The organism is Pedobacter sp. PACM 27299 (assembly GCF_001412655.1).
GTDB lineage: Bacteria > Bacteroidota > Bacteroidia > Sphingobacteriales > Sphingobacteriaceae > Pedobacter.
Genome location: NZ_CP012996.1, coordinates 5,026,272 through 5,050,962 on the forward strand (window position 1 = coordinate 5,026,272; position 24,691 = coordinate 5,050,962).

Annotated in this window: 14 protein-coding genes; 2 read left to right on the plus strand and 12 right to left on the minus strand. The window is 41.4% G+C overall.

Features of this window, described 5'->3' with window-relative positions; all coding sequences use genetic code 11:
* Positions 1 to 57 precede the first annotated feature (57 nt).
* The 4 genes from AQ505_RS21170 to AQ505_RS21185 all read right to left on the minus strand — a co-directional run bounded on the left by AQ505_RS21170 (position 58) and on the right by AQ505_RS21185 (position 9,415).
* The gene (locus AQ505_RS21170) at positions 58 to 1,800 is read right to left on the minus strand and encodes a RagB/SusD family nutrient uptake outer membrane protein (protein WP_082461664.1); all 1,743 of its coding nucleotides are present in this window, start codon (positions 1,798 to 1,800) and stop codon (positions 58 to 60) included.
* A 9-nt stretch (positions 1,801 to 1,809) separates the two neighbouring features.
* The gene (locus AQ505_RS21175; RefSeq protein WP_062550022.1) at positions 1,810 to 4,860 is read right to left on the minus strand and encodes a SusC/RagA family TonB-linked outer membrane protein; all 3,051 of its coding nucleotides are present in this window, start codon (positions 4,858 to 4,860) and stop codon (positions 1,810 to 1,812) included.
* 25 nt (positions 4,861 to 4,885) lie between these two features.
* Positions 4,886 to 6,457, minus strand: a complete 1,572-nt coding sequence (locus AQ505_RS21180; RefSeq protein ID WP_197286251.1) for a RagB/SusD family nutrient uptake outer membrane protein — start codon at positions 6,455 to 6,457, stop codon at positions 4,886 to 4,888.
* Positions 6,458 to 6,544: 87 nt separating this feature from the next.
* Positions 6,545 to 9,415 carry a SusC/RagA family TonB-linked outer membrane protein gene (locus tag AQ505_RS21185; RefSeq protein ID WP_062550024.1) on the minus strand — a complete coding sequence of 957 codons (2,871 nt, stop codon included), beginning with the start codon at positions 9,413 to 9,415 and terminating at the stop codon, positions 6,545 to 6,547.
* Positions 9,416 to 9,785: 370 nt separating this feature from the next.
* Here AQ505_RS21185 and AQ505_RS21190 point away from each other — a divergent pair, with 370 nt between their 5' ends.
* Positions 9,786 to 13,985, plus strand: coding sequence for a hybrid sensor histidine kinase/response regulator transcription factor (locus tag AQ505_RS21190; protein WP_082461669.1), 4,200 nt, complete (start codon positions 9,786 to 9,788; stop codon positions 13,983 to 13,985).
* Positions 13,986 to 14,055: 70 nt separating this feature from the next.
* Here the strand turns inward: AQ505_RS21190 and AQ505_RS21195 are convergent, their stop codons facing one another.
* From AQ505_RS21195 to AQ505_RS21225, 7 genes are all read right to left on the minus strand, one after another.
* The gene (locus tag AQ505_RS21195) at positions 14,056 to 14,454 is read right to left on the minus strand and encodes a PEGA domain-containing protein (RefSeq protein WP_082461670.1); all 399 of its coding nucleotides are present in this window, start codon (positions 14,452 to 14,454) and stop codon (positions 14,056 to 14,058) included.
* A gap of 293 nt (positions 14,455 to 14,747) precedes the next feature.
* Positions 14,748 to 15,353, minus strand: coding sequence for a GDP-mannose pyrophosphatase NudK (nudK, locus tag AQ505_RS21200; RefSeq protein ID WP_231634952.1), 606 nt, complete (start codon positions 15,351 to 15,353; stop codon positions 14,748 to 14,750).
* Positions 15,354 to 15,364: 11 nt separating this feature from the next.
* Positions 15,365 to 18,307, minus strand: coding sequence for a DNA polymerase III subunit alpha (gene dnaE, locus AQ505_RS21205; RefSeq protein WP_062550028.1), 2,943 nt, complete (start codon positions 18,305 to 18,307; stop codon positions 15,365 to 15,367).
* A 3-nt stretch (positions 18,308 to 18,310) separates the two neighbouring features.
* Positions 18,311 to 19,468 carry a DNA polymerase IV gene (gene dinB, locus AQ505_RS21210; protein WP_062550029.1) on the minus strand — a complete coding sequence of 386 codons (1,158 nt, stop codon included), beginning with the start codon at positions 19,466 to 19,468 and terminating at the stop codon, positions 18,311 to 18,313.
* A gap of 481 nt (positions 19,469 to 19,949) precedes the next feature.
* Positions 19,950 to 21,755, minus strand: coding sequence for an alpha-L-fucosidase (locus AQ505_RS21215; RefSeq protein ID WP_082461671.1), 1,806 nt, complete (start codon positions 21,753 to 21,755; stop codon positions 19,950 to 19,952).
* A 59-nt stretch (positions 21,756 to 21,814) separates the two neighbouring features.
* Positions 21,815 to 22,282, minus strand: coding sequence for a VOC family protein (locus AQ505_RS21220; protein WP_062550031.1), 468 nt, complete (start codon positions 22,280 to 22,282; stop codon positions 21,815 to 21,817).
* Between the two features lie 10 nt (positions 22,283 to 22,292).
* Positions 22,293 to 22,751, minus strand: coding sequence for a GNAT family N-acetyltransferase (locus AQ505_RS21225; RefSeq protein ID WP_062550032.1), 459 nt, complete (start codon positions 22,749 to 22,751; stop codon positions 22,293 to 22,295).
* 881 nt (positions 22,752 to 23,632) lie between these two features.
* Between AQ505_RS21225 and ppnP the strand changes: the two genes are divergently transcribed.
* Positions 23,633 to 23,950 carry a pyrimidine/purine nucleoside phosphorylase gene (gene ppnP, locus AQ505_RS21230; protein ID WP_062550033.1) on the plus strand — a complete coding sequence of 106 codons (318 nt, stop codon included), beginning with the start codon at positions 23,633 to 23,635 and terminating at the stop codon, positions 23,948 to 23,950.
* Positions 23,951 to 24,028: 78 nt separating this feature from the next.
* Here ppnP and AQ505_RS21235 read toward each other — a convergent pair whose 3' ends face one another.
* On the minus strand, positions 24,029 to 24,475 hold the full coding sequence (locus AQ505_RS21235; RefSeq protein ID WP_062550034.1) for a KTSC domain-containing protein: 447 nt from the start codon (positions 24,473 to 24,475) through the stop codon (positions 24,029 to 24,031).
* Between the last annotated feature and the right edge of the window lie 216 nt (positions 24,476 to 24,691).

Consider the following 24,691-nt stretch of genomic DNA (forward strand, 5'->3'; position numbering starts at 1 on the left):
ATTAAAAGGGGTTCAGGGATTGCAATTGTTCAGTTGTCAGCTCTAATTTATAGATTTTTACCAACCTGGATTCTGAATTAAAAGGTTGTTTTTGTTTACTTCTTTCAATGGAATCGGCTGATAATACATCTGCGGACTATTGAATTTTCTGGTTTCAAATACAATACGCGCTCCGGTAAAAGTGCTGCCAGTTTTTGTCCAGCGCATTCCTCCCATTGGACCGTTCAATACATCCTCTGCCACCTTCCATCTATAAATATCAAACAGGCGGTGTCCTTCTTCATTCGCAAATTCAATGCGTCGTTCATGACGAATGATCATGCGCATCTGCTCTTTGTTTAAACCTGTCGCCAGAGCGTAAGGCATCAAACCGGCGCGTTTACGAACCGCTTCCACTGCCGTATACACTTCCGAATTCGGCCCTTGATACTCATTTAAGGCTTCTGCATACCCTAACAAGATATCTGCATATCTAGATACCACCAATCCGATCTGACTAGTTACTCCAAAATTACCACCTGCATTTTCATTGCAGAATCGTCTCCATAAGTATCCGGTAACGGTATTATATGGAGCAGTACTCATTCCATCACCGGGTGCCTGCATGTATAAATCAACAGGTTTCTTCGTTAAGCTAGTCCTGTCAAGCCAAAGCGATTGGTTGTATAAAATAGAATATCCGAATCTTGGATCACGGTTTAAATAAGGGGCAGTTTCCACATATCCTGACCCTGCTTCAGTAATCAATTTACCATTGGCCATTCCATAGTCATCTACCAATTGCTGTGTAGGGTTTCCATAGTTCTGTCCACCTCTGGAAGCTGGCAAAAGATACTGCTCATAAAAACGTCCGGTGTTCATCATGATCTGAAAGATATACTCCGAATTTTTACGCTGGATACCCATATCATAATAACCATATCCTGGCGCAGTGGTATTATCCTCTACCAGGTGGTAAATGCCCAGGTCCATCACTGTCTTTGCCGCATCAGCAGCTTTCTTCCAGCGATTCGCGTCCGGATTCCCATAGCCAAGAAGCTCTTTTACGGGCCCTGAATTCGGATTACTTTCATTGTAAAGCGGGCTGGCCACCAACAGCAGCAATTTCGCTTTAATGGCCAATACTGCACCTCTGGTTGGGCGTCCGAAATCTTCCGGCGGATAATCCAGTGATAAGATTGGTACCACTCCATCCAGCTCTTTTTCGATGTAATCGACAGTGGCTGTGAAAGTACTCCTTGGCAGCATAAAATTGTCTGTCAGCTCATATTTCGTATCTCCCAATAGGGGAACACCTCCAAAAGTTCTCAACAAATGATAATAAGCGAAAGCCCTTAAAAATCTGGATTCTGCTTTCAGTCTGGTTTTCTTTGCTGCAGAAAGCGGTGCTCTGTCGATATTAAATAAAAATACATTCACCCTTCTCACCATAGCATAACAGGTGGTCCAGGTAGATAAGCTAAAGGCATTATCCGATCCACCGGCAACGTTGGCCATATTATAACCCTGAGAAAAACCACTGGACCAGCGTGCTTCCCCATCATCTGTGGCGTCTGAGAAAGCCCAGATTCCACCGCCACCGGTTCCATTCTGCATGAAATAGGTTCTATTGAGCTCTCCATATACAGAGTTTAAAAACTGCATACTCAGCGCACTATCGGCAAATACAGTCTGCTCATTGATTTGTCCAATATCGGTCGGATCAAGGAAACCTTTATCCGATGCTTTCTTACACCCTGTGCTCCACACTGCTAGGCCTAAGCTTGCAGCGATCATTATATATTTAACTAAATTCTTCATGCTTTCTTCTTAAAATGTTACTTGTAAACCAAAATTGATGATCTTCATCTGAGGATAATTCTGATACGCTTCTACGCTTCCACGTTTCGATTCAGGGTCCACATCATAGATTTTCAGCTTATTAAAGGTCAGCAGGTTTAGTCCATTAGCATAAAATCTGATGTCTTTCAACTTTAACCGCTGCGTAAAATGCTTAGGTAAATGGTAGCCGAGTTCCACATTTTTCAGTCGGAGATAATCTGCAGGTCTCAGCCAGAATGTAGAAGCATCAAAGCTTACCCCGCCTAATCTTGGATATTCCGCATTGTCCCTGTTCTCTGGTGTCCAGCGTTTCAGGTGAATTGCTGCAGGAATCCCGTTCACATTTCCAATTTGCAAAAGCGTATTCGAGCTGACGCTGCTTCTGGAAGCCCCTTGCAGCAAGAACGAAAAGTCGAAATCTTTATAAGTAAAGCCTGCAGAGAAGCCATAGGTCAGTTCCGGTACTTCCGGTTTACCGATCGCGGTGATGTCATTTCCATCAATGATCCCATCCCCATTTACATCTTCATATTTTAAATCTCCAGGCTTAACGGTTTTCCCGAGTACTTTCGGGCTATTGGCAATATCTGCCTCATCATAATAGAAACCCTGGGAAATATAGCCAAACAGCTGGCCTACCGGACGTCCGGTTTTCTTTAAATTTGGAGCTACACCATCCGGTTCATCGCGGAAAAGAATCTTGTTCCTGGCGAAAGAAGCATTTGCACGGATGAAGTACATAAAATGATCGTTAACGGCATTTCTGTGGTTAACTTCCAGCTCAAACCCCTTATTACTCACTTTACCCAGATTTACAGGAGGAAGTGTTAATCCAGAATAGGCTGGAACCGTTTCCCTCTTGGTGAGGATATCATAGCGCATATGGTCAAAATAATCAGCCGTAATCTCCAGCTTGCTATTAAACAGTTTCATGTCTATACCAATATTGGTTTTGCGTTCCTTTTCCCAGCGTACATCTAAATTTGCCAGCGTTCCAGGTGTTACTTTTGGTTGCCCGGTAGGACTTTCCCCAAAATAATAACCATCATTAGCTACCGTATATACCTCCTCATACAGGTATCTGTTTCCTTCTACTTCATCACTTCCTACAGTACCATGAGAAGCCCTGATTTTTAAGTAATTGATGACTTTGATATGGTTCTTAAAGAAAGGTTCTTCACTGATGTTCCATCCTCCGGAGATTGCTGGAAAAAAGCCGTATCTGTTCTTAGATTTGAAACGATCGGAGCCATTATATCCTGCATTAAACTCTACTAAATAGCGGGACTTGAAGTTATAACCTACTCTTCCTGCATAGCCCTGAAAGTTTGCCGGAGCATTTGAACCTTCAATATCACCGGTACGGTTGCTGAGTACCAAACCATAAACGCTATGGTCGCCGAATTGCCTGTTGTAGTTCACAATCCCCTGGAAATTCACGCGTCTGAAGGGAACAGAATAAGAACTGGTTCTCACTAAAGGCTCTATCCTGAGTAATTCAGGATATACCGGATCTAACACATCAGAGCCGGGAACGAGGGAATATACCGGAAAACGACCTCTGGTCAGCTCTCTCGCAAATCCAGATTTGTTGGTATACGCAATCACCCCTTTTACAGATAAACCTTCTGTCAGGAAGTTCAATTTATGATCTGCACTTAAATTCACGTTCAGGTCGTTGCTGTAACTTCTTTTATAACCACCATATTCCAGAGCGCCCACCGGGTTTAATGACCCTGCTTTCACCCCCCCATAGCTGCCATCCGCATTTCTAACCGGGTAGACCCAAGGACCAAGTAATCCACTGGAAATCCTGCGCCAGAAAGGCAAGGCACCACCGGCCATAGGATCTGGCAGGTTAGGCTCGTTGATTTCACTGAAACGGGTAGAAAGGTCTAACTTCAGGCTTAAGTTTTTATTTACATCCAGATCCACGTTAGAGCGGATATTGTAGCGTTTTAAATAATAATTGTTATCGAAATTCTCTTTTCTGCTCATCTCTTTAAGAATCCCATTTTGAAAGATGGAACCTGCAGAAATAAAATAGCGAAGTGTGCTGGTACCTCCATTGATATCAATATTATTGCGTTGCTGCAAAGCTGATTTTTTCATCACCTCATCATACCAGTTCACATTTGGATAACGAAAAGGATCATCACCAGTACGGAAATGTTCTAATGCTTCATCGCTCACTAAACCAGGATAAGCCACATTCGGGTCCTGACCTGCATTAATCGCCTGTTCTTTTAACAATTGCAGTGACTGGTAAGAATCTAGTGATTTCCTCAGTACGGTAGGCATCTGTAAGCCTGCTTCGGTACGGAAAGTAATCACTGCCGGGCCCTCTTTCCCCCTGCGCGTGGTGATCACAATTACTCCATTTGCCCCTTTAATCCCATAAATAGCTGTGGTTGCTGCATCTTTAAGAATGGAAAGGCTTTCAACTTCATTTGGATCCAGCTGGTTCAGCTGATCATATTGGTATTCCACATCATCCACAATAACCAGGGGTCTGTTGGCATTTCCAGCAAAGGAACTAATCCCTCTAATGTAAATATTTGCAGCATCTTTACCTGGCTGACCGCTGGTTTGCTGCTGGAATAAACCAGGCAATCTACCGGCCAAGGAGTTCTGGAGACTTGCCGCCGGACTTTGGCGCAATTCCTTCCCACTAATCGTAGAGATGGCACCACTGCTGTTGATCTTCTTTTGTTTGCCATAACCGACCACGACCACCTCATTCATCTGGGAATTGTTTTCCTCTAATTTTACATTGATGTTGTGGTTATTTCCTATCGCGATCGTTTGCGGCACATAGCCGATCATACTTACGGTAACTTGTTTGCTGTTAATTTTTATACTGAAAGTGCCGTTATTATTGGTAAAAGCCCCGTTTTTAGGGTTTACTGTTTCTATGACCGTAGCATTAGGAATTGGGCCACCATCCTGATCGGTCACCTTTCCCGTTACTGTGATCTGCTGTGCAAAGGCAATTGTGCCCAGGCAAAGTATCAAGCATAAAAGAATTATTTTTCTCATTATTTCTAGGTTTGTTGGAGGAGAGTTAATAAGTATATCCTGGATTTTGAGTCATGTTTGGATTGGTCTGGATCTCTGAATAAGGGATCGGGAACAGGTAGTTTTTCGAAACATCGAACACGGAAGGTGCAATATCCAATACGGTGTAACTGAATGTAGCATCTGGATTTCTTATGATATTCATTCCTTTTACCGGGCTGTTCATCACCTGTCCGGCAATCTTCCACCTTCTGATGTCCCAAAACCTTTGCTCTTCGAAAGCCATCTCAATGCGTCGTTCATTTCTGATGAGTGTACGCAGCTCAGTCTGCGTAATTCCAGCAGGAATTCCATAACGGTTGTCCGCAGCAGCAGTTATGCCTGCACGTTTCCTGATCGCAATGATCGCATCTACCGCGTCATTAACTGGTCCGCTTGCTTCGTTCAAAGCTTCTGCATAGTTCAACAGCATTTCTGCATAGCGGAATAAGATCACATGGTGATTTTGATTGCTATAGGTACCTGAACTTTCAAATTTTCCCATGAACTTGCGCAGGTAGTATCCGGTTTTTGTTTGTGTTCTGCTGCCTCCTGGACGGTCCTTACCCCCATTAAAAGTCTCCACAGGCCTATTCAGCCATTTGGTGGTATTGAACATGATCGTGGCTGCAAACCTATTGTCTCTATTGACATAAGGATTTGCCGGATCATAATTTGAACCTGCTTCTCCAGGCATTTTACCGTTTTTCATCAGGAAAGCATCTACCAGATTCTGCGAAGGGCTTGTATTTCCAGTACCATCGGTATACCCGATCGGCCCATTGTAAAGTTCTACCGTCTGACTTTGCGCCTGCTCTTTCATGAAAATAATCTCCGCATGTTTCACCGAATTGAAGAGTGCAATAAAGTCGGTACCTAAGCTGTAATTACCCAAAGTCATCACGTCTTTTGCAGCATTTGCAGCTGCAGTCCAGCGCTGTACATCTCCAGTAGGATTCCATAAAGGGCTGGCTCGATACAGCAATACTCTTGATTTCAAAGCCAATGCAGCTCCTTTATTTGCGCGTCCAATGTTTTGATCTACCACAGCTGCAGGAAGTAATAGATCTTTTACCGCTTCAATTTCTGAAAGGATATAATCATAGCATTCATCTGCAGTGTTCCTTTTAAGGTTGAGGTTGTCGTTAAGGCCATAAACTTTATCGCCTAATAGTGGAACCCCTCCCCAGCGTTTCAACAGCTCGAAATAGAAATAAGCACGAAGGAATCTCGCTTCGGCTCTCCATTGCACTTTCAAAGCTGCGGTAGTAGGCACCACATCAATCTTACTCAGGAAAATATTCGCTCTGCGGATTCCTGTATAATTTTTCACCCATTGGTTGTCGATTACATTCTGACCGGAAAGCAGTCCTGTTCTAAACCCTTCTACCATACTTCCATCTTGTGAAGACACTGCATCATCGGTTCCAGCATCAAGGAAGGCAGTCAGCAGCCGGTTGTAACCATCAGGTAATTGCAGATAAGTACCATTTAGAAATTGCTTTGCATAATCTGCATTTTTATCGATCTCATCGAAAACCAGGTCTTCATGAATTCTTTCCAGTGGTTCTAGTTCCACTGATTTTGAGCAGGAAGCCAAAATGACAACCAGGCCAAGTCCTGTAATTATATGTTTTACATTCTTCATTACTATTCTTTCGTAGGGTTAAAATTGTAGGTTGATACCAAGATTGAATACACGCTGGTTTGGATAATCCCAGGCTACTACCTCAGGATCTACCCTATCCAGACCAGTGAAAGTGAGCAAGTTAGTCCCATTCACAAAGATTCTGGCCCGGTCGATTTTCACAAAGCTGATCCAGCGTTGCGGCAGTGAATAAGCCAGTTCCGCATTTTTCAGGCGGAGATAGCTGCCGTTTTTCAACCAGAAAGAAGAAGGACGCTGGTTGTTCATATTGGTCCCTACCGTTAAGCGTGGATAGGTCGCTGTTGCTGCGGTTTCTGGCGTCCAGCGGTCCAGATGATGGGTAAAGGCTTGTCCATAACCTCCTACGCCCACCGATTGGAATTCATAGGTACCGGCACCCATTACATACACATTTCTATTGGTTACAGCATTCCAAACCATAGAAAATTCAAAACCTTTATAGTTGAAACCTGCCGTCAGTCCGTAAAGCACCATTGGATTGGTACTGCCTATTGCCTGCTCATCGAACACATTAATCACCCCATCGCCATTCAGGTCTTTATACCTGATGTCGCCCGGTACTGCTTTGTAGCCATCAATTTTTGCAGAATTGTCGATTTCGGCCTGGTTGTTAAAGAAACCATCAGCTACCATCCCGAAAGGCTGTCCGACTGGCAAACCGGTTCTTCTCATCCAATCGTAAGGTCTGATGACTTCATCCATAAAATCGACCCTGCTCTTACTAAAGGAAACATTAGCATTTACAAACCAGTTTACATTACCCGTTTTCTCGAAAAAACCAGCTGTTAATTCTATACCGCTATAGGTTCTCTTCCCTATGTTTTCATCTGGTCTGCTGTTTCCCAAAATAGCGCTTGCATTGGTACCACGCTGCTGTAATAAGTCTGAATATTTATTTTGATAATATTCTGCACTGAACTGCATTTTGTTCTGAAAAGCAGCAATGTCTACTCCCAGATTCAGTTTATTGACACTTTCCCAGGTAATATTAGGATTGGCCAATTGCGCCTCTACCATAGAACTTGTACCTGTGGCTGGAGATCCAAAGTAAACACTGCTGAAGCTATTGTAAAATTGGTCATATACGTAGTAACCGGCACCGGAATTGTCGCCGCTCTTCCCATAACTCCCCCTGATTTTAAGCTGATTTAAAGCGGTCACAGATTTCAGAAAATCTTCTTTTGAGATATCCCATCCCAAACCTGCTGCAGGGAAAAATCCCCACTGGTGGTTCTTTGGATACCTATTCATGCCCATGTAGGAACTTACCAATTCTACAAAATACTTTTTGCTGTAATTGTATTGAAACCTGCCAGCAATCGCATTGTTGTTCAGACTTAAATCTGATCCGGTGATCAGGTTATCACTATTAAAATTAAGGGAAGCATTGATTTCATGTTTTCCGAAAACCTGGTCATAGCCAGCCAGCATTTCTGCATAGATCTGCCTGTTGGTCAGTTCTATCGATGAAGTGTTATTCTGTGAACCATCCGTTCCGTATTTATTGATGATGGGCTTGCCAGCAGGATTAGCTAGATATTCATAAACTGCAAAAGACTTACTCCTATTGATTAGCTCTGAATAATAAGTATTAAATGAGCCTTTTCCTTTGATGTACAAGCCATCCAATACCCCATCTAATTTTTGCCTTAAACTCAAGTCTACTCCAAGATTTCGATTATAACTCGGGCGGTAACCGGAACCAACTACCTGACCATACAAATTGTAATTGAATTGCTGATTTCCCCCAAAAGAGCCATCAGGATTCAGTATCGGGTACGCATTATTTGGCGTTCTCAATAAACTAGCATAGATGAGATCTGATCCTCTAATCCCACTTAGATTTGCATCTAGTGCCCCTGGTTCATTGCCATTTCTTATTCTGCCGAAGATATTCAGCGACAGCAATAGGTTTTTAGTCAGGTCCGCATCGATGTTTGTTCTAAAACCATAGCGTTTATATGAGTTATTTGTTTCATAGCTGTTTCGTTTTGGATCAGATACAAAGAAACCATCCTGGTTCAGGTAATCCAGATCCACAAAGTAACGTGCAGTTTCATTTCCACCTGAAAAGTTCAGATTATACCGCTGGATAGCTGCTTTCTTCTTTAAAATGGCATCGTACCAATCCACATTGGGATAAGCAATCGGATCTGAGCCATTTCGGTATTTTTCGATCGCCTCCGCCGTATAAATCGGCTGTTTGCCATCATTTACTAAAGCCTCATTAAAAAGCGTCGAATAATTCGCAGCATTCAGGAATGAAGGGCTATTGAGCTGTTTCTGAATAGACGTTTGAGCGGTAAAAGAGATTTTTCTTGGCGCAATACCTCCTCTTTTAGTTTCAATCAGGATCACCCCATTTCCACCTCTCATGCCATACATCGCCGTAGCCAGGGCATCTTTTAATACAGATACCGAAGCAATCTGTTCCGGGTCAACATTGGTTAAATTTCTAGGTACTCCATCTACCAATACCAATGGCGTCCGGCCTCTTAAAGAAATAGATGGCGCATCATCGCCAGGTTTGGCAGAAGTCTGACTGATGTAAAGACCGGCGAATTTACCATACAGAGCCGATTCTACCTGTGAAACCGGAAAGCTGAGTAATTCATTGCCGCTGATTACCGCCTGTGATTGTAAGACCTGTTCTTTGCGCTGTTTCCCAAACAATACTGGCAATTGGGCATCCGGAAGGTGATAGCCATAAGAACTCTTTACTGCCTTTCGGGCAGAGTCATTTAGCGCTTTCTTATTGAAAGTACTGTCCTGGGCTTGTGCAAATGCGCGCTGATGAACGCTTGCTGCAGTAAAGCAGAGGATACACAATCCCAAATTTTTAAATGAATAGCGTAGTTTTTCTTTCATATATATGGTGTTAGGTTTAGGCGGGAGATAATTATGCATCAGTCAAAAGAGAGCATGCTTCAGCGGGGGGATACGCAAGGATGAAAGATCCCCTCGCTGCTGCTACCACACAGCGGGCGAAGGGTAATCCAACCTAAACGTATTTTAATTATTTGCTGATCAAAAGAAATCGGGGAGTAAAAAGAAGGTTTTTCATAGTTTGGTTTATGTTTTTTGGTTAAACCAAAGCTGTAGGAATATTATTTTTTAAAAGATGATTATTCTAAAAGAAAGGGTAGAAAAATCAAAAATCAGGGGGGAATAAGGATGAATAATCAGATATTCATAGCTTTAAATACTAACCATTCATAAACTCGGGGGAGGAAAAATCATGATATTCAATAAAAGGGGCTTTTGCATCGCATTGCTTTCCTTTCTTGTTTTATTGCCGGCTATAGCCTGCGCTCAGCAACAGCTGCGTTTTGGTAACATGACCCTGGAACAAGGCTTATCCCAAAACTCTGTCATGGCGATCAGTCAGGACGAGCAGCAGCTGCTTTGGTTTGGCACCAAACATGGATTAAACCGCTACGATGGTTACCAGTTTAAAGTCTATAAAAATAATCCAAAAGACACCAACAGCATTTCAAGTGATGAGATTACTGCCACCCTCAGCGATTCAAAAGGGATACTTTGGGTGGGGACAGTAAACGGCCTGAACAGGTATGATGCAAAGAAAGATAACTTTCAACGGATATTTTATCAGTCCAAAAACAAAAAAGGATTGAGTAGTAATAGCATTGAACATATTTATGAAGATCCACAAGGGAATATTTGGGTGGGAACTTTACGTGGTGCAAACCTGCTGACAGATCGCAATAAAAATGAGTTTCAGTCTTTTCTATTTAAGGATGACGGGAACAACCGTGGAATAAACAATGTATATTCCATCATCCGGCAAAAAGATGGAGCGGTTTGGCTGGCTACTTTAAACGGATTAATCCGCATGAACCTAAAACCAGGAAAATTCAGCTATGAGGTTTTCCACTATGACGGCGGTAAACCCGGAACGATCAGCTCCAATTACATCACCAGTTTGCAAGTAGATAAACAGCAAAATTTATGGGTGGGTACTGACAATGGTTTAAACCTTTTTCATCCGGCAAGCCAATCTTTTATCACCTATAAACATAATGAAAACAGCAACTCTATTGTCCACAACGACATTAGAGAAATTATGCTGAACAGAAATGGAACATTATGGATTGGCACTCAGGAAGGTTTGAGTATCCTCGATCCACAGCAAAAAACCTTTAGTAATTATCTCCATGACCCAGAGAAAAAGGGTAGTCTAAGCCATAATTCTATACATAGCATTTATCAGGACCGCAACAATAGCATTTGGATCGGCACCTTTTATGGCGGCGTAAACATCATTCATCCTTTTGCGACGCAATTCCATGCCTCCAAAAACAGTCGGTTAAGGCCAAGTATCAGCAGTAATATTGTCAGTTCTATTGTAGAAGATGCACAGCATAACCTGTGGATTGGAACGGAAGGCGGGGGGTTAAACTACTTCAACCGCAGCAACAATACCTATACGGCCTATAAAATCAACCTGAATGACAAAGCTGGACTAACCTCCAACCTCATCAAAACTATTTGTAAAGACAAAGCCGGAAATTTACTCATCGGTACGCACCATGGCGGATTAAACTTTTTCAACACCAGCAACAAGAGCTTTCAGCACATCATCAATATTAAGGACAGCAGCAATGCGCCTAGTACAGCCGAAATTATCGCCATCTGCGCCACCAGCGATCAGAATATTTGGGTGGGTACTTATAGCGGACTCAATCTGCTGAAAACGGTAAATGGCCGTTATGAAAGTCAGACCCGCAAAAGTCAGGTAGAAAATAAGCTGCAAAGTAAAAGGATCCAATTTCTTTATGAAGATCGGGACAAAAACCTATGGATAGGCACACAAGCAGGCCTATACGCCTATGATCTAATCGGCAAAACCCTCCGCTCCTTCTTAAAAGATAAAGGAAATCCTGGCAAATTACAGTCGGACTATATCAATTGTATCGTCCAAATTTCCGATGGAAACCTAGCTGTAGGCACCTATTTTGGTGGACTGAGCATTTACAATCCGCAAAGCGGAGAATTTAAAACTTATACCGAAAAAGAAGGACTTTCCAATAATAATGTTCTGGGTATTATTGAAGACGACCAGCATAATTTATGGATCAGTACCGATCATGGTTTATCAAAATTCGATCAGAAGACGAAGACCTTCAGGATTTATACCAAAAGTGATGGTCTTGCAGGAAATGATTTCAATGTCAGGTCTTACTTTAAAGATAGCGCTGGCGAGCTTTTCTTTGGTGGATACAATGGCTTAACGTCATTCTTTCCAGTGCAAATAGAAATCAACCGCCAAACCAACCCGATCATTTTTACCGGCCTGAAATTATTCAATAGACCTGTGACTGTAGATGGCCCTGATCAGCTGTTAAAAGAAGACATCAGCAGCAGTAAAAGCATTACTTTTGAACACGATCAAAACCATTTCACCATCGGTTTTGCCCTGTTAAATTACATCAAACCGGATAAAAACAGGTATTCCTATAAACTGGAGAACTACGATGAAGAATGGAATGAGGTGAGCAACCCTTTTGCAACTTATACGAATCTACCCTCCGGTGCCTATACCTTTCTGGTCAAAGGAAAAAATAATGATGGCACACCCGGCGGCAGTGTGGCCAGTATAGACATCCATATCCTACCTCCTATTTGGGCGCGTTGGTGGGCTTATTGCGTCTATGCGCTGATCATTTCCATTATTTTATTCCTGGGTGTGCGCTATCTGATCATTCGGGCTTTACTCAAAAGATCGGAAGACATCCAGCAGATGAAGCTGAGTTTCTTCACCAATATATCCCATGAAATCAGGACACCATTGACGCTCATTCTTGGGCCTTTAGAAAACTTATTGAAAAATACAGAAAGTCAGCATGACCTCCACAAACAAGTGCTGCCCATTAAAAACAATGCCGACAGGTTGATGCGTCTCATTACCGAACTAATGGATTTTAGAAAAGCTGATTCCGGCTATCTAAAACTCAATATCGGTCCCGAAAACATCGTCAGTTTCAGTAAAGAGATCTTCTATGCTTTTCAGCACCTCGCCATCAGCAGGAATATCCGTTATACATTTAATAGTACTGACGATCCTATTCTCCTATATTTTGATAAAGTACAAATGGAGAAGGTATTATTCAACCTGCTCAGTAATGCCTTTAAATTTACAGACGATCAAGGCGCAATCTCTCTTTCTATTGATGATCAAGGCGATGCTGTGGAAATCAAAATCCGCGACAATGGAAAAGGGATTCCTTATGAGAGTCAGAATAAATTATTCAGCAATTTTTTCCAGGTAGATGAGCAGGGCTCTAATCACATCGGATCCGGGATTGGACTGGCACTCTCTAAAAGCGTAGTAGAAGCACATCATGGAAAAATTGAGATTAAAAGTAATGTGGCCAGCCCTGTAAGAGCGGGGGATACTTATTTTACCGTAAAACTGAAAAAAGGTAAAGCCCATTTCAAAGCGGAACAGCTTCAGGAAAATCAAGTCCATGAATATTCAATTTCCTCTTTTACTAATCCTGCTGCAGTTAGTGCTACAACTGCTGTTTTTTCGACTCCCCCTGAACTGACTGCGGCAACATCTGCTCAGACTAATATTATAGCTGAAAACAAGCCGCAAAACGAAAGTACTAAGCAGTCTGTTTCCGGACCAGGAAAATCAATCCTAAGCGCTAAAGAAACTGTATTAATTGTAGAAGACAACCCAGAAATCAGAGATTTGATTGCCCATTTAATGAGACCACAGTACCAGGTGGAAGAAAGTGTAAATGGATTAAAAGGCTGGGAAGCGGCTATAGAATTACTACCAGACCTGATCATCTGCGACATTATGATGCCGGTAATGGATGGCTTAGAATTATGCAGAAGGTTAAAAACAGATGAGCGCACCAGCCATATCCCAGTGATTTTACTCACCGCCCGATCTTCACATATCCATCAAGTTAGTGGTCTGGAAACTGGCGCAGATGTTTATGTAACGAAACCTTTCAGCACTGCCCTGCTCGAATTAAATGTTAGAAACTTATTGCAGTCCAGAGCGATGATGCGCCAGAAATATGCCCAGCAGATGACCTTACAGCCCCAAAATATTGTAATTGGCGCTACAGATCAGGTATTCATCGAAAAAGTCATGGCTTATATTGAGGCTAATCTGGCAGATCAGGAGGTTGGTGTTCCGGAATTGGCGGTAGATGTGGGGATGAGTCAGCCGGTATTGTATAAAAAGATACGCGCCATCACAGATCTATCGGTCAATGATTTTATTAAAACGATCCGACTAAAAAAAGCAGCGCAGTTGCTGGAGCATAAAGTATATACGATATCGGAAATCTCCTACCTGGTGGGGTTCAATGATCCCAAATATTTCAGCAGAGAGTTTAAAAAACAATATGGGGTTACGCCAAGGGTGTTTATCCAAAACTTACACGATAGCCCATAAAAAAAGTTGAAGCCGGATTTCTCCAGCTTCAACTTTTTAAACCTCCCTGTTTAGGGGATGTTCTTATTTTTTAGTTCGCTTTAGCTGTTTCTTTAGCTTCTTTTGCTGGCGTTAACTTCACATCAATCACTTTAGGATCATATTTCATCATTGCACCTGTAGCTGCATCGATTCCCCAGCCAATAATGCCGAATAAGTTTAAAATTGCCACTGGATTAAAGGTAGTAGCAGGCTGTAAGAATTTTGCTTCATAACCGTCTTTTTTCAAGCTTACTGTTTGACCGGTAAAGCCTTTTTTAAGTCTAACGGCTGCTGGAGTTACTCCTGCAGAAATGCCATCTACTTCAATATCTGCTCCCGGAGGCGTCGATTGGATTTGAACTGTCTGCTTTGAACCTGTAAAAATAGTGGCGCAGCTAGAGAAAAGTAAAGTCACTGATAATGCTGAAATAGATAGAATTTTTTTCACTTTGTGTGGTTAGTTTGTTCCCTACTCTTATGGCCTTTCGGTATCGCCCCGTTTTTTATTCTGTTTACTAGACTACAGATATCTTTAATCCAAGAGACAAGCAGCGGTATCACCTCCTTATTCCTTTAGAATTTTAATTTGCAGTAAACAAAAACAGTTAAAAAGAGCGTATTTGAGAAAGCAGCATTAATATTCATTGCGAAACTAACAACATTATCTCATAAAAGGAGTAAAAAAATTAAATATTATCAACAAACTATCTGATCAGTTATCATTCCAGAAGAAAGCACGCTCTAAAGCAGTTGATGCAACCTTACATATTGCAGTAACATGATAGTTTTGGCATCTTTAATTTCTCCGGTTTCCATCATTTTAATGGCTTCTTCTATGTCGAGTTCCAATACTTCAATATTTTCCTCTTCATGTTCTAGTCCTCCTCCTTCATTCACCTTCATCGACTGGTTATATTCTGCCACGAAGAAATAAAGAATTTCGGTCACTGAGCCCGGCGACATATACGCTTCAAAAACCTTTTTCACTTCAGTAATCTGGTAGCCGGTTTCTTCTTCAGTTTCTCTTTTGATACAATCTTCCGGATTATCGGTATCCAGCAATCCAGCACAGGCTTCAATTAACATTCCAGACGCATTGCCATTTAAAAATGTAGGCAGGCGAAACTGCCTGGTCAGGATCACTTTACGCAGTTCCTTGTTGTATAATAAAATCACTGCACCATTCCCCCTATCATAGGCTTCTCTGCTCTGCACCTGCTTGCTGCCATCTTTTTTCAAGTATTCATAGGTGACTTTTCGCAGCGTGTACCAGTTGTCGGAAAGTAGTTCTGTTTCCAGGATCTTCACATCATTAATCATAGGTAATTCGTTATTGGGTGAGTCCAAATCTACATCTTTTAGGCCATTACCGGATTGCCAACAATGGGTAATTTTGCAAATTTGATCACCTCCACACTGGGGAAACCAAAATCGGAAACTACCTTTCCCAGGATCAGATAACAACCTGTACCTCTAAAGGGATAAACGGGCGTAGTTGTTGGAAAATGTATCGTATCAAAGAAGTTTCCGGCAACATCCAGAAATGTTCCGAACCACATTTTTTTATTGTTTTTCATCTGAACTGTTTTCTCACAGACATACTGTCCCACCATTTTGACTGTTTTTCCAATATGTTGATTCAGATCATTCGTACAAAGGTCTCCACGATAGCTGGTCTGCAATAAATCAAACATAGACAAGCTGATTGGAAAGCCCAGCAACTCCAGTTCATGGTAGGCATCTTCCAATAAGGTATTGAGGAGCACAGGCAGTTCATAATGTTTTGCCGGAATCTCAAACAATTCTGCCCCCTGAACCGGCCGGCTTTTGCTGCCTAATAAAGCGTGTACTTCCCAAAGCAATACTTTTTTACTTTTCCCGGTAAAGCGAAGCGCACCTACACGAATCAGAATAATCGCCTGCTCCAAGCCTATTCCTGTCCGTTTTACCAGGTCTTCCAATCCGAGGAAATCCCCATTATGTTTTCTTTCTTCAGGAATCTGGGTGATGAATTTATTTTCCAGCCCCTGAATGCCAATAAAACCAAGGTATGCGGCCATTCCATTGATGGAAACCACTTCCGAACTATGATTTACACAAGGGAGATGAATTTCCGCACCTGCTTTTTTCAGCTCATGCACATACAGCCATCTGGAATAAAAGCCCCCATAATTATTCAGCACGCCTACCATAAACTCTCTCGGAAAATATGTTTTTAAGTATAGACTCTGGTAACTTTCTACGGCAAAACTTGCAGAATGTGCTTTGGAAAAACTATAGCCGGCAAAAGATGATACTTGTCGCCATACCTCTTTAGTCACCTCTTCTGCCCTTCCTAAAGCTTTAGAACCTTCCATAAACTTCTCCACCAGTTTATCAAATTCCATCCTGGAACGGTATTTCCCACTCATCCCTCTTCTCAAAATATCGGCATCAGTACCATCCATTCCTGCATAATGAATACATACTTTGATCACATCTTCCTGGTAAACCATTACGCCAAAAGTATCCCCCAGTGTCTCTTCCATCACCGGATGCAGGTATTTCACATTTTTAGGATCGTGGTAACTCTGGATATACGTTTTCATCATGCCCGACTGTGCCACTCCCGGTCGGATAATAGAACTTGCCGCCACGAGTGTCCTATAGTTTTCACAGCGCAGCTTTGTCAATAATTGGCGCATGGCTGGAGATTCAATATAGAAACAGCCAATCGTATTCCCGGTTTGCAGGCGGGCATTAAGTTTCGGATCCTCCATAAAGGTTTTCACCTGATGCACATCGATTTTTCGCTGCAGGTTTTCCTCCACCAAACGCACAGCCTCTTTGATATGCCCAATTCCCCGCTGGCTCAGTATATCGTATTTATCAAAGCCTATTTTTTCTGCTTCATACATATCCCATTGTACGGTAGGCATCCCTTTTGGCGGTAAATCCAATGCGGTATAATAGGTAATTTCCTCTTCCGAAATCAGCACCCCTCCCGCATGAATAGAACGCTGATTCGGCATGTCTGCCATCATCGCATACGCGGCCATGATCTTTTTAAAAGTAGGATGGTCCTGATTTGCGATCAGCTGTGTACGATCGGTAAAGCTGTCGATCTCAGCTTTCGGTAAACCCATCACCTTCCCTATTTCCCGGATCACACTCCGATCTTTGAAAGTAGACATTGTGCCTAACAGTGCGGTATGTTCCTTTCCATACCGTTTAAATATATAATCCTGTACATCTTCCCTTTCATCCCAGGAATAATCAATGTCAAAATCCGGTGGAGAAGTTCGCTGTGCATTCAGAAAACGTTCAAAATAAAGGTCCAGCTCAATCGGATCTACATCTGTAATTTGCAGACAATACGCCACCGTACTATTAGCTCCAGAACCGCGGCCTACATGGTAATATCCTTTTGCCATAGAATAACGGATAATGTCCCAGGTAATCAAAAAATAAGCACAGAAATCCAGGTCGTAGATCACTTTTAGCTCTTCTTTCACCTTATTTAAAGCCCCTCGGTTATTTTTGCCATAACGGAATACTACTCCTTCCATGGCCAGCTTATAAAGCAAAGCTCTATCGTCCTCTTTTTTCCCTGTAAAAGTTCTCCTGTTCAGGTTAACACGCCCTTTCGGATAATCCATGACACAGGTATTCATCAGGTTTCGGGTATTATCGAGGATAAAAGCATATTTATTAAAACGGCTTTCCAATGTTCCCGGAGGAAGAAATGTATCCGTATTTCTGCATTTATCATCTGGTTCTACTTTACTTAATAAGGCATTAAGGTCTATTCCACGAAGGTATTCATGCAGACGATACTCCAGTTTATCAGCTACAAATACCGGCTGCAAGGCCAATAGTTTATCTTTTATCGCAGTCAGATCTTTTTGGTATAAAAGCGGGAGTTCTTCAAAATGAATGCCCAGGTATTCATTGGTTTTCAGCGGTTCTGCATAGCCATACGGATAAATGATATAGGCATACTGCATTTCCGGAACAGTATCCGGCAAGGCTTTTTCTTCCAGGTTATGTCGTGTTAAAAAATCATTCAGCTCCTTCATTCCCTCTTTATTCCTGGCAATGCCGATATAAAGTAGCTTTTTATCACGTCGGAATTCTATTCCTCCAATCGGCTTAACCCCTTTCTCATCACAGGTACGGATGAACTCCATGATGCCTGTAGAATTATTAATATCGGTCAGCACCAATTGAGTGATGCCCAGCGATACCGCTTCTGCGATCAATTTAGGAATAGACATCGTTCCGTAACGCAGGCTATATTGAGAATGAACATTCAAATACATGGCCTATAAATCTATATTCAAGGTAGAGGCCAATTTAATGGCCTTATCTCCAAATCGGTTCCGAATTTTGTCTAATGCCTGATACAGGCTATACTGTTCCTGAGATTCACTGTACAAATCAATTTGTTCATGACCGGTTACCAAGTTGGACAACCGTACTCCAATCAGGCGCAATAACATCCGTTTTTGATACAACTGACGAAACAATTCTTTGGCTTTAGCAATCAATACACTATCCAGCGAGGTATAAGAAATCGTAGCTTGTCTGGTTACATCTTCGAAATTCGCATAGCGAATGGTGACGGTGATGCAGGCGGTCAGTTTCTTCTTCTGACGCAGGTCGAAAGCAAGGTCCATGACCATCGAGGTGATCAGGTTATTGATTGTATCTACATCAATTGTATCTGCCTTAAAAGTGCATTGAGTACTGATACTTTTCTGCTCCTGATAAGGAATCACCGGCGAATGATCGATTCCTTTTGCCTTCTGCAGCAGTACCAGTCCGTTTTTCCCTAAAATCGTATTCATTTGATCGGGATGAATCTGTGTCAGCGTATGGATCTTTTTAATCCCCATATCACTGAGTTTCACAAATGTTTTTTCCCCGAGTCCTGGGATTTTACGAATGGATAAAGGATTCAGGAAATCCTGAACCTTCAGCTGCTCCACATTCAGTTCCCCATTTGGTTTACATTCATTGGTAGCCATTTTGGAAACTGTTTTATTGACCGACAGCCCAAAAGAAATGGGTAATCCAGTTTCTTTCATTACAGTTTGCCGCAGCTCATGCGCATATTTAAGTACCCCATGAAAGCGGTCCATCCCCGTCATGTCAATATAATGTTCGTCTATGCTGGCTTTTTCTATTAATGGAACGCGTTCCCTCAAGATCTCCGTAATTTCAAAGGAAGCTTTAGAATAAGCATCCATATTTCCTTTCACAAAAATCGCATGCGGGCAAAGCATTTTTGCCATTCGGGAACTCATGGCAGCATGTACCCCAAACTTTCTAGCTTCATAACTACAGGAGGCCACTACCCCACGATCGGAAGTCCCGCCAATAATGACCGGTTTTCCAATTAAACTGGGATCCTTTTTCACCTCCACAGACACGAAAAAGGCATCCTGATCCATGTGGATGATGTGTTTGTTTGAAGTCATGAAATATTTTTTTGATGCCAGCAAAGTTATACTAAAAAAATTAACATTTTTACTATTTTACTAATTATATTAGTAATTATAAAACCAGCAAGATTACTTTATTCAGCAATCGTCTGCTTAAAATGGTCTTTGGTGGAATACCACTGGTTACTGGTCAATTACTTTTCCCTTATTCGTAAAGTGCCGGTATTTTAGTGAAAATCAAGAACTATTAACCTAAAAAGCATCCTAAATTATCATTTTATGAGCCGATTAAACATTATGACACAGCTAACTACAGATTTCTATTTTTGGTTGTCCAGCTGTTTATTGATCACCGCGCTGCTGTTCCTTATTATCCTGACCTACCTTTTAAAAATCATTTCTAAACCCAAGCGACCTTGTTAAAAGCAGCTTTAAAGTCCTTTTAGCCTGTCCATAAAAAGGGCCGAAAATCGTCAATTTCCGGCCCTTTAGGATCATTTACAAAAATCACCTCCCTCTACATTGGGATCAGCGTAATGCTGCTAATTTCAGCCATCAACTGGCCTTTTAGTGTTAAAAGTCTTAGCTGCAACCTCAGGGACGCTGCTCCGATCGCTTGTTGAGAAATGTCGATTACACCTACCTCTACCTCTTTGAAACCAGGAGTTTCTGAGCTAGGAAGGGTATAGTTCAAGGTATTTTTCTCCAGTGCGATGCTCAGTTCTCCGCCGGTATTTGCATTTGCAAAATAATTGACCATTACTTTATACTTACCTGGGCGCTGAACTTTCATATCCCAATGCGCGGCATCTGATTTATTAGTCCAGAAAGCGATGGTATTTGGTCTGTTAGGATCATGGGTGGATGCGCCTTTTAATTTTATTCCGCCATCTCCAGTGAGCTGTGCCTGGTTTGCAGTGAGTACAATCCTGCCATCTGCCAATGAACTCACGCGGTTATTCAATACTTTTGGTGCTCCTTTGATCTCCAGCACCAGCACCATTGGTTTAGGACCCGAAAAATCTGCAGGCAATTGCAGCACCTTTCCTTTGTCTGTTGTTTTTACCACTAAGGTTTTCCCTTTAGTCCCTAAGATATAAGCTTTGGCAACTGTATTAGAAAGGGGTACTTCTAAAGTACCATCTTTTGGTACATCAAATACTTCCAGGTAAAGTTTTCCTGGCTTCTGTGTTGCATACCCCCATTCTAAAGGTTGGAATGGACTTGCTGTAGTTCCATAAATCGCTTCATTATTGACCTTCATCCAGGTTCCGATCTGTTTTAAAATCGCTGCTGCTGGTTCGGGAATTAAGCCTTCTGCATCCGGACCTACATTTAGCAGGAAGTTCCCTCCTTTGCTCACCGTTTCGATAAACAGGCGCATCATCTTATCATAAGATTTCCAATTTTTATCATGTGCGCTATAGCCGTAGCTTTCATTGGTAGTATGGCTCACTTCCCAGTTCATCCCAGGTAATCCTGTTGGCGGGACATATTTTTCAGGTGTTCCCATATCTCCATTTTTATTCTCCAAGCCATCCCAAAAACGGTTATTCACCAAAATCCCAGGCTGCCATTTGATCAGGTCGGTTAGGATTCGCTTGGTGCCCCAGGTTTCTCCCTGTCGATTTTTTGAGCTGAAATCCAACCAAAGAATATCCATTTTACCATAGTTATTGGCCAGTTCTTTAATTTGACCGTACAGGTAATCTTTATAGACTTCATAGTTGGGATTTTCCTTAGGAGGATTCGCGGCAAACTTATCGTAAGAATCAGGGTGCTGCCAATCCAAAAGAGAATAGTAAGCACCAATTTTCAGGCCTTCTTTTTTAAATGCCGCCACCGTTTCTCCATATAAATCTCTTCCTTTCGGGGAGATATTTGTACCTCCGGTAACGGAATTATTTAAAGAATAGGGCTGTTTACTGTTGAAGATGCTAAATCCTTCATGATGTCTGGAAGTGATCACCATATATTTCATACCTGCTTCTTTAGCCAATGCGGCCCAATCTGCAGCATTAAATTTTGATGCGGTAAATTTTGGTTTCAGCTCCGCTGCATATTCTTTGCTGGGCACCTGTGCCCAGGTCTGAATCCATTCGGCATAATGCTGCGGATATTGTTTCCCCTTCCAGGAACCTCCCGCAGCACTGTATAAGCCCCAGTGAATAAACATTCCAAAGCGGGCATCATTGAACCACTTCATGCGTTGATCTTTTGTTTCCGCCCATCCCGACACCCCTTCATAGGGTTTCGATTCTTCCTGGGCAGTGACCCTACCTACTGTTAAAAGCAGAGAGAGCATTACAGTTACTTTTTTCATTTATGTGTTTGTGTTTGGTTCTCCAGGTTCCTTACCCACCTGGTTTTTGTTTAAGTTTTTTATTTATGATCATCATTTACTTCCAGCCAATGCCCATCAGGATCCTGAAAATAGATTTGTTTGATCCCATCGACTCTTAGTGTGATGCGATGCGCAGCCCCTCCCCAGTCTTCATAGGGAATATGACTCGCGTTGAGCTTTTCAATGAATGGGTCTATAGCTGCAACACTGAAACACAAGTGTTCATTTTTATCGAAATTTCCTTTTCCCTTTGCTCCCTGTATTAAATGAAGCTGTCCGGCAGCACCCAGACTAAACCAGGTATGTCTGCCATCATGGAAAGGTTCAGGAATTTGGTTCAATTCAAATGTATTCTTATAGAAATCTGTAGATTTCTCCAAATTAGTTACATATACTGCAATATGATTTAATACTGCTGGGCTTGTTTTTTGCATGTTTTGTGCTTTGCTGTCTTGAAAAGAATGAAGTGTTATAGTCAATACGAGGATTAGGGTAAAAAGCTTCATGATCTTTGTTTTAAACTAAATTAATATCTCTGTCCAGTCGGTATAAGTCAAAACCAACTTCCCAATAATCTTTAACGACCTCTTTAAGTTCCAGGCCAAATTTCTCATAGAATTTATAAGCCATTTGCGAGGTTCTGACGGAGAGGATTTTTACACTATCGATTTCTTTAATCTTCTCAATCCTAAACTTCGTTAATGCGGTACCCAATCCTTTTCCCTGGCTGTCGGGATGAAAGATGTCCCAGGAGATTTTACCGGTTTCGCCGTCTTCGGATAAATTGAAGCCACCGCAGCCAAGAATTTCTCCATCTATTTCCAATACGTAATAATTATCGGCGAAATGGTCTAAATAATCAATAAAATCCGCTTCCTCTTCTGGCGAAAAATATGCTGGTGTATTTAACCTGAGCAAATTGAGCAGATGCGGTCTATCTTCAGGCTGATGTGCCCTAATTTTGATCTTGTTCATGTTTATAAATTGGTTATGCCGGCTTGATGATTCGGTAAAAGTAAAAATACAGGAATATTTCAATTCAGCAACGCATCAAAAGGTATATCCACAAAGTTTAACGAGCTGATCTTGCCGCTGATTTTCCAGCAAAGTTAGAAAGCCATAACAGCCTCTGACTAACCAAATAAAGACAATTTAAAAAATACAAAGAAATAATTATTTCTCCACATATTTCCATAAAAAACCATAAAATTCAGCCGATAAGAAAGAAGATACTGCAAAAAATGGGCACTAAAAGACTGTTTTGGAGAGACATATTAGGATCAAAGATCGCTATCTGTTTTGCTCTTGTTTTGCTCTTGTTTTGCTTTTCTTTTGCTCTGTTTTTACTCCAGTAAAAGAAAAGCAAAACAATAATAAAATAGTAATTGTGGAATAAAGGTCCTGCGATCGGCCAGTCTCAGCATTAACCTATAATTAAACTTCTGCTTTAATGAGCTTAGAGGATCGCCGGAAAACAGGTTCTCTTCATTGCTTAGCTTCAAAAGCTGGCGCAATAATTACTCCTATTTTTTTTATTCGGTTGATCCCTGACTTCTCGGTCCTGACTCAGCATAATTTTGTGCTATTAATCCGTTGGATTTAACAGAAATCTTAAATTTATTTTCTCTGTTAATTTTTATTACCATCTTGTTCAATACATTTGTTTTTAAACAATTAGCTGCAGCAATAATTTGAAGCGATTAATATGCGAAATTGAAATACGCAGATAAATTTAAAGCTGGTATAAAAGAAATTAAAAACAGCAGCATGCAGCTCAAAACAACAAATCTGAAAAAAATAGATTATTGATTAAAGAATGAATAATTAATTAAGCCCTTAACCAAAATAAATAAACCATGAGTCATTCTCACCATACTGCTCCGGCAGCAGAAACCGTATCCCACAATGTATATTTTGAAGGCAAAGTTCAGAGTCTGGGCATGGAAACGCCAACAGGTAAAGCCACCGTTGGGGTCATGAAACGAGGAAGTTATACATTTTCAGCCGCTTCAGCAGAAACCATGGTTGTGATATCGGGCCGTATGCAAGTGCGCTTGCCTGGTATGGATGGCCAGCAGCAATATGAAGCACAGGAATCATTTGAAGTTCCTGCCGGCAGTTCTTTCGAGGTACACTGCGAAGCCGATGTTGCTTACATCTGTTACTACGCCTAATAAAAAAGGGGTTACAAAGCACCCTGCCTGTAACCCCTTTTAAGGAAATTAAATATATAATGTGACTAAAAACTGCGCTTATGCAGTTTGAAGTTTAGCTATATTTCTATATGGGAATGAATTGAAGATATGACGACGTGCGAATCTACCTGGAGAATCAGCATTAACCAATTTCACGTAAACAGCTTTAGGAACACCAAAGTATTCATAAGCACTGCCATCCAAGAAATGAACGGTTAGCACTAAACCTGCCCAAGTATAATCAGCAATACCGCAAGTTGCAGTAGTTTGCGTATATTCTTCAATAGAAAGCTCTAATGTTTCTGGAGCAATACTTACTAAGAAATGATATGCTTCAATGATTTCCTTACTTTTAGCCTCTGCTTCTGCTTTAGCTTCTTCACTATCCTGGAATTTATCCGGGTGCCAGTCTTTCATCAAATTCCTGTAAATGGTCTTCAATTCTTTTAATTCGGCATCTTTTTGTACACCTAATAGCTTTCTGTAGTCAACAATCTTCTTCATAAATATTTTTAATGGCAATTATTGCCTTTGAAAAGCAGCCTGTTTTTTTAAGGTAAATCTGCTCCATTCAAACAATATTTTGCAAAGATACGCTTTTTTATGTTAAAGAAAGAGTAAGATTGCATTAACAAATCAATTGATAGTCTGAGAGATAGGAAGAAATAATCAGGATGGCTATTTTTAAATTACATTTGTGCCTTCAACAAAAACCATTTT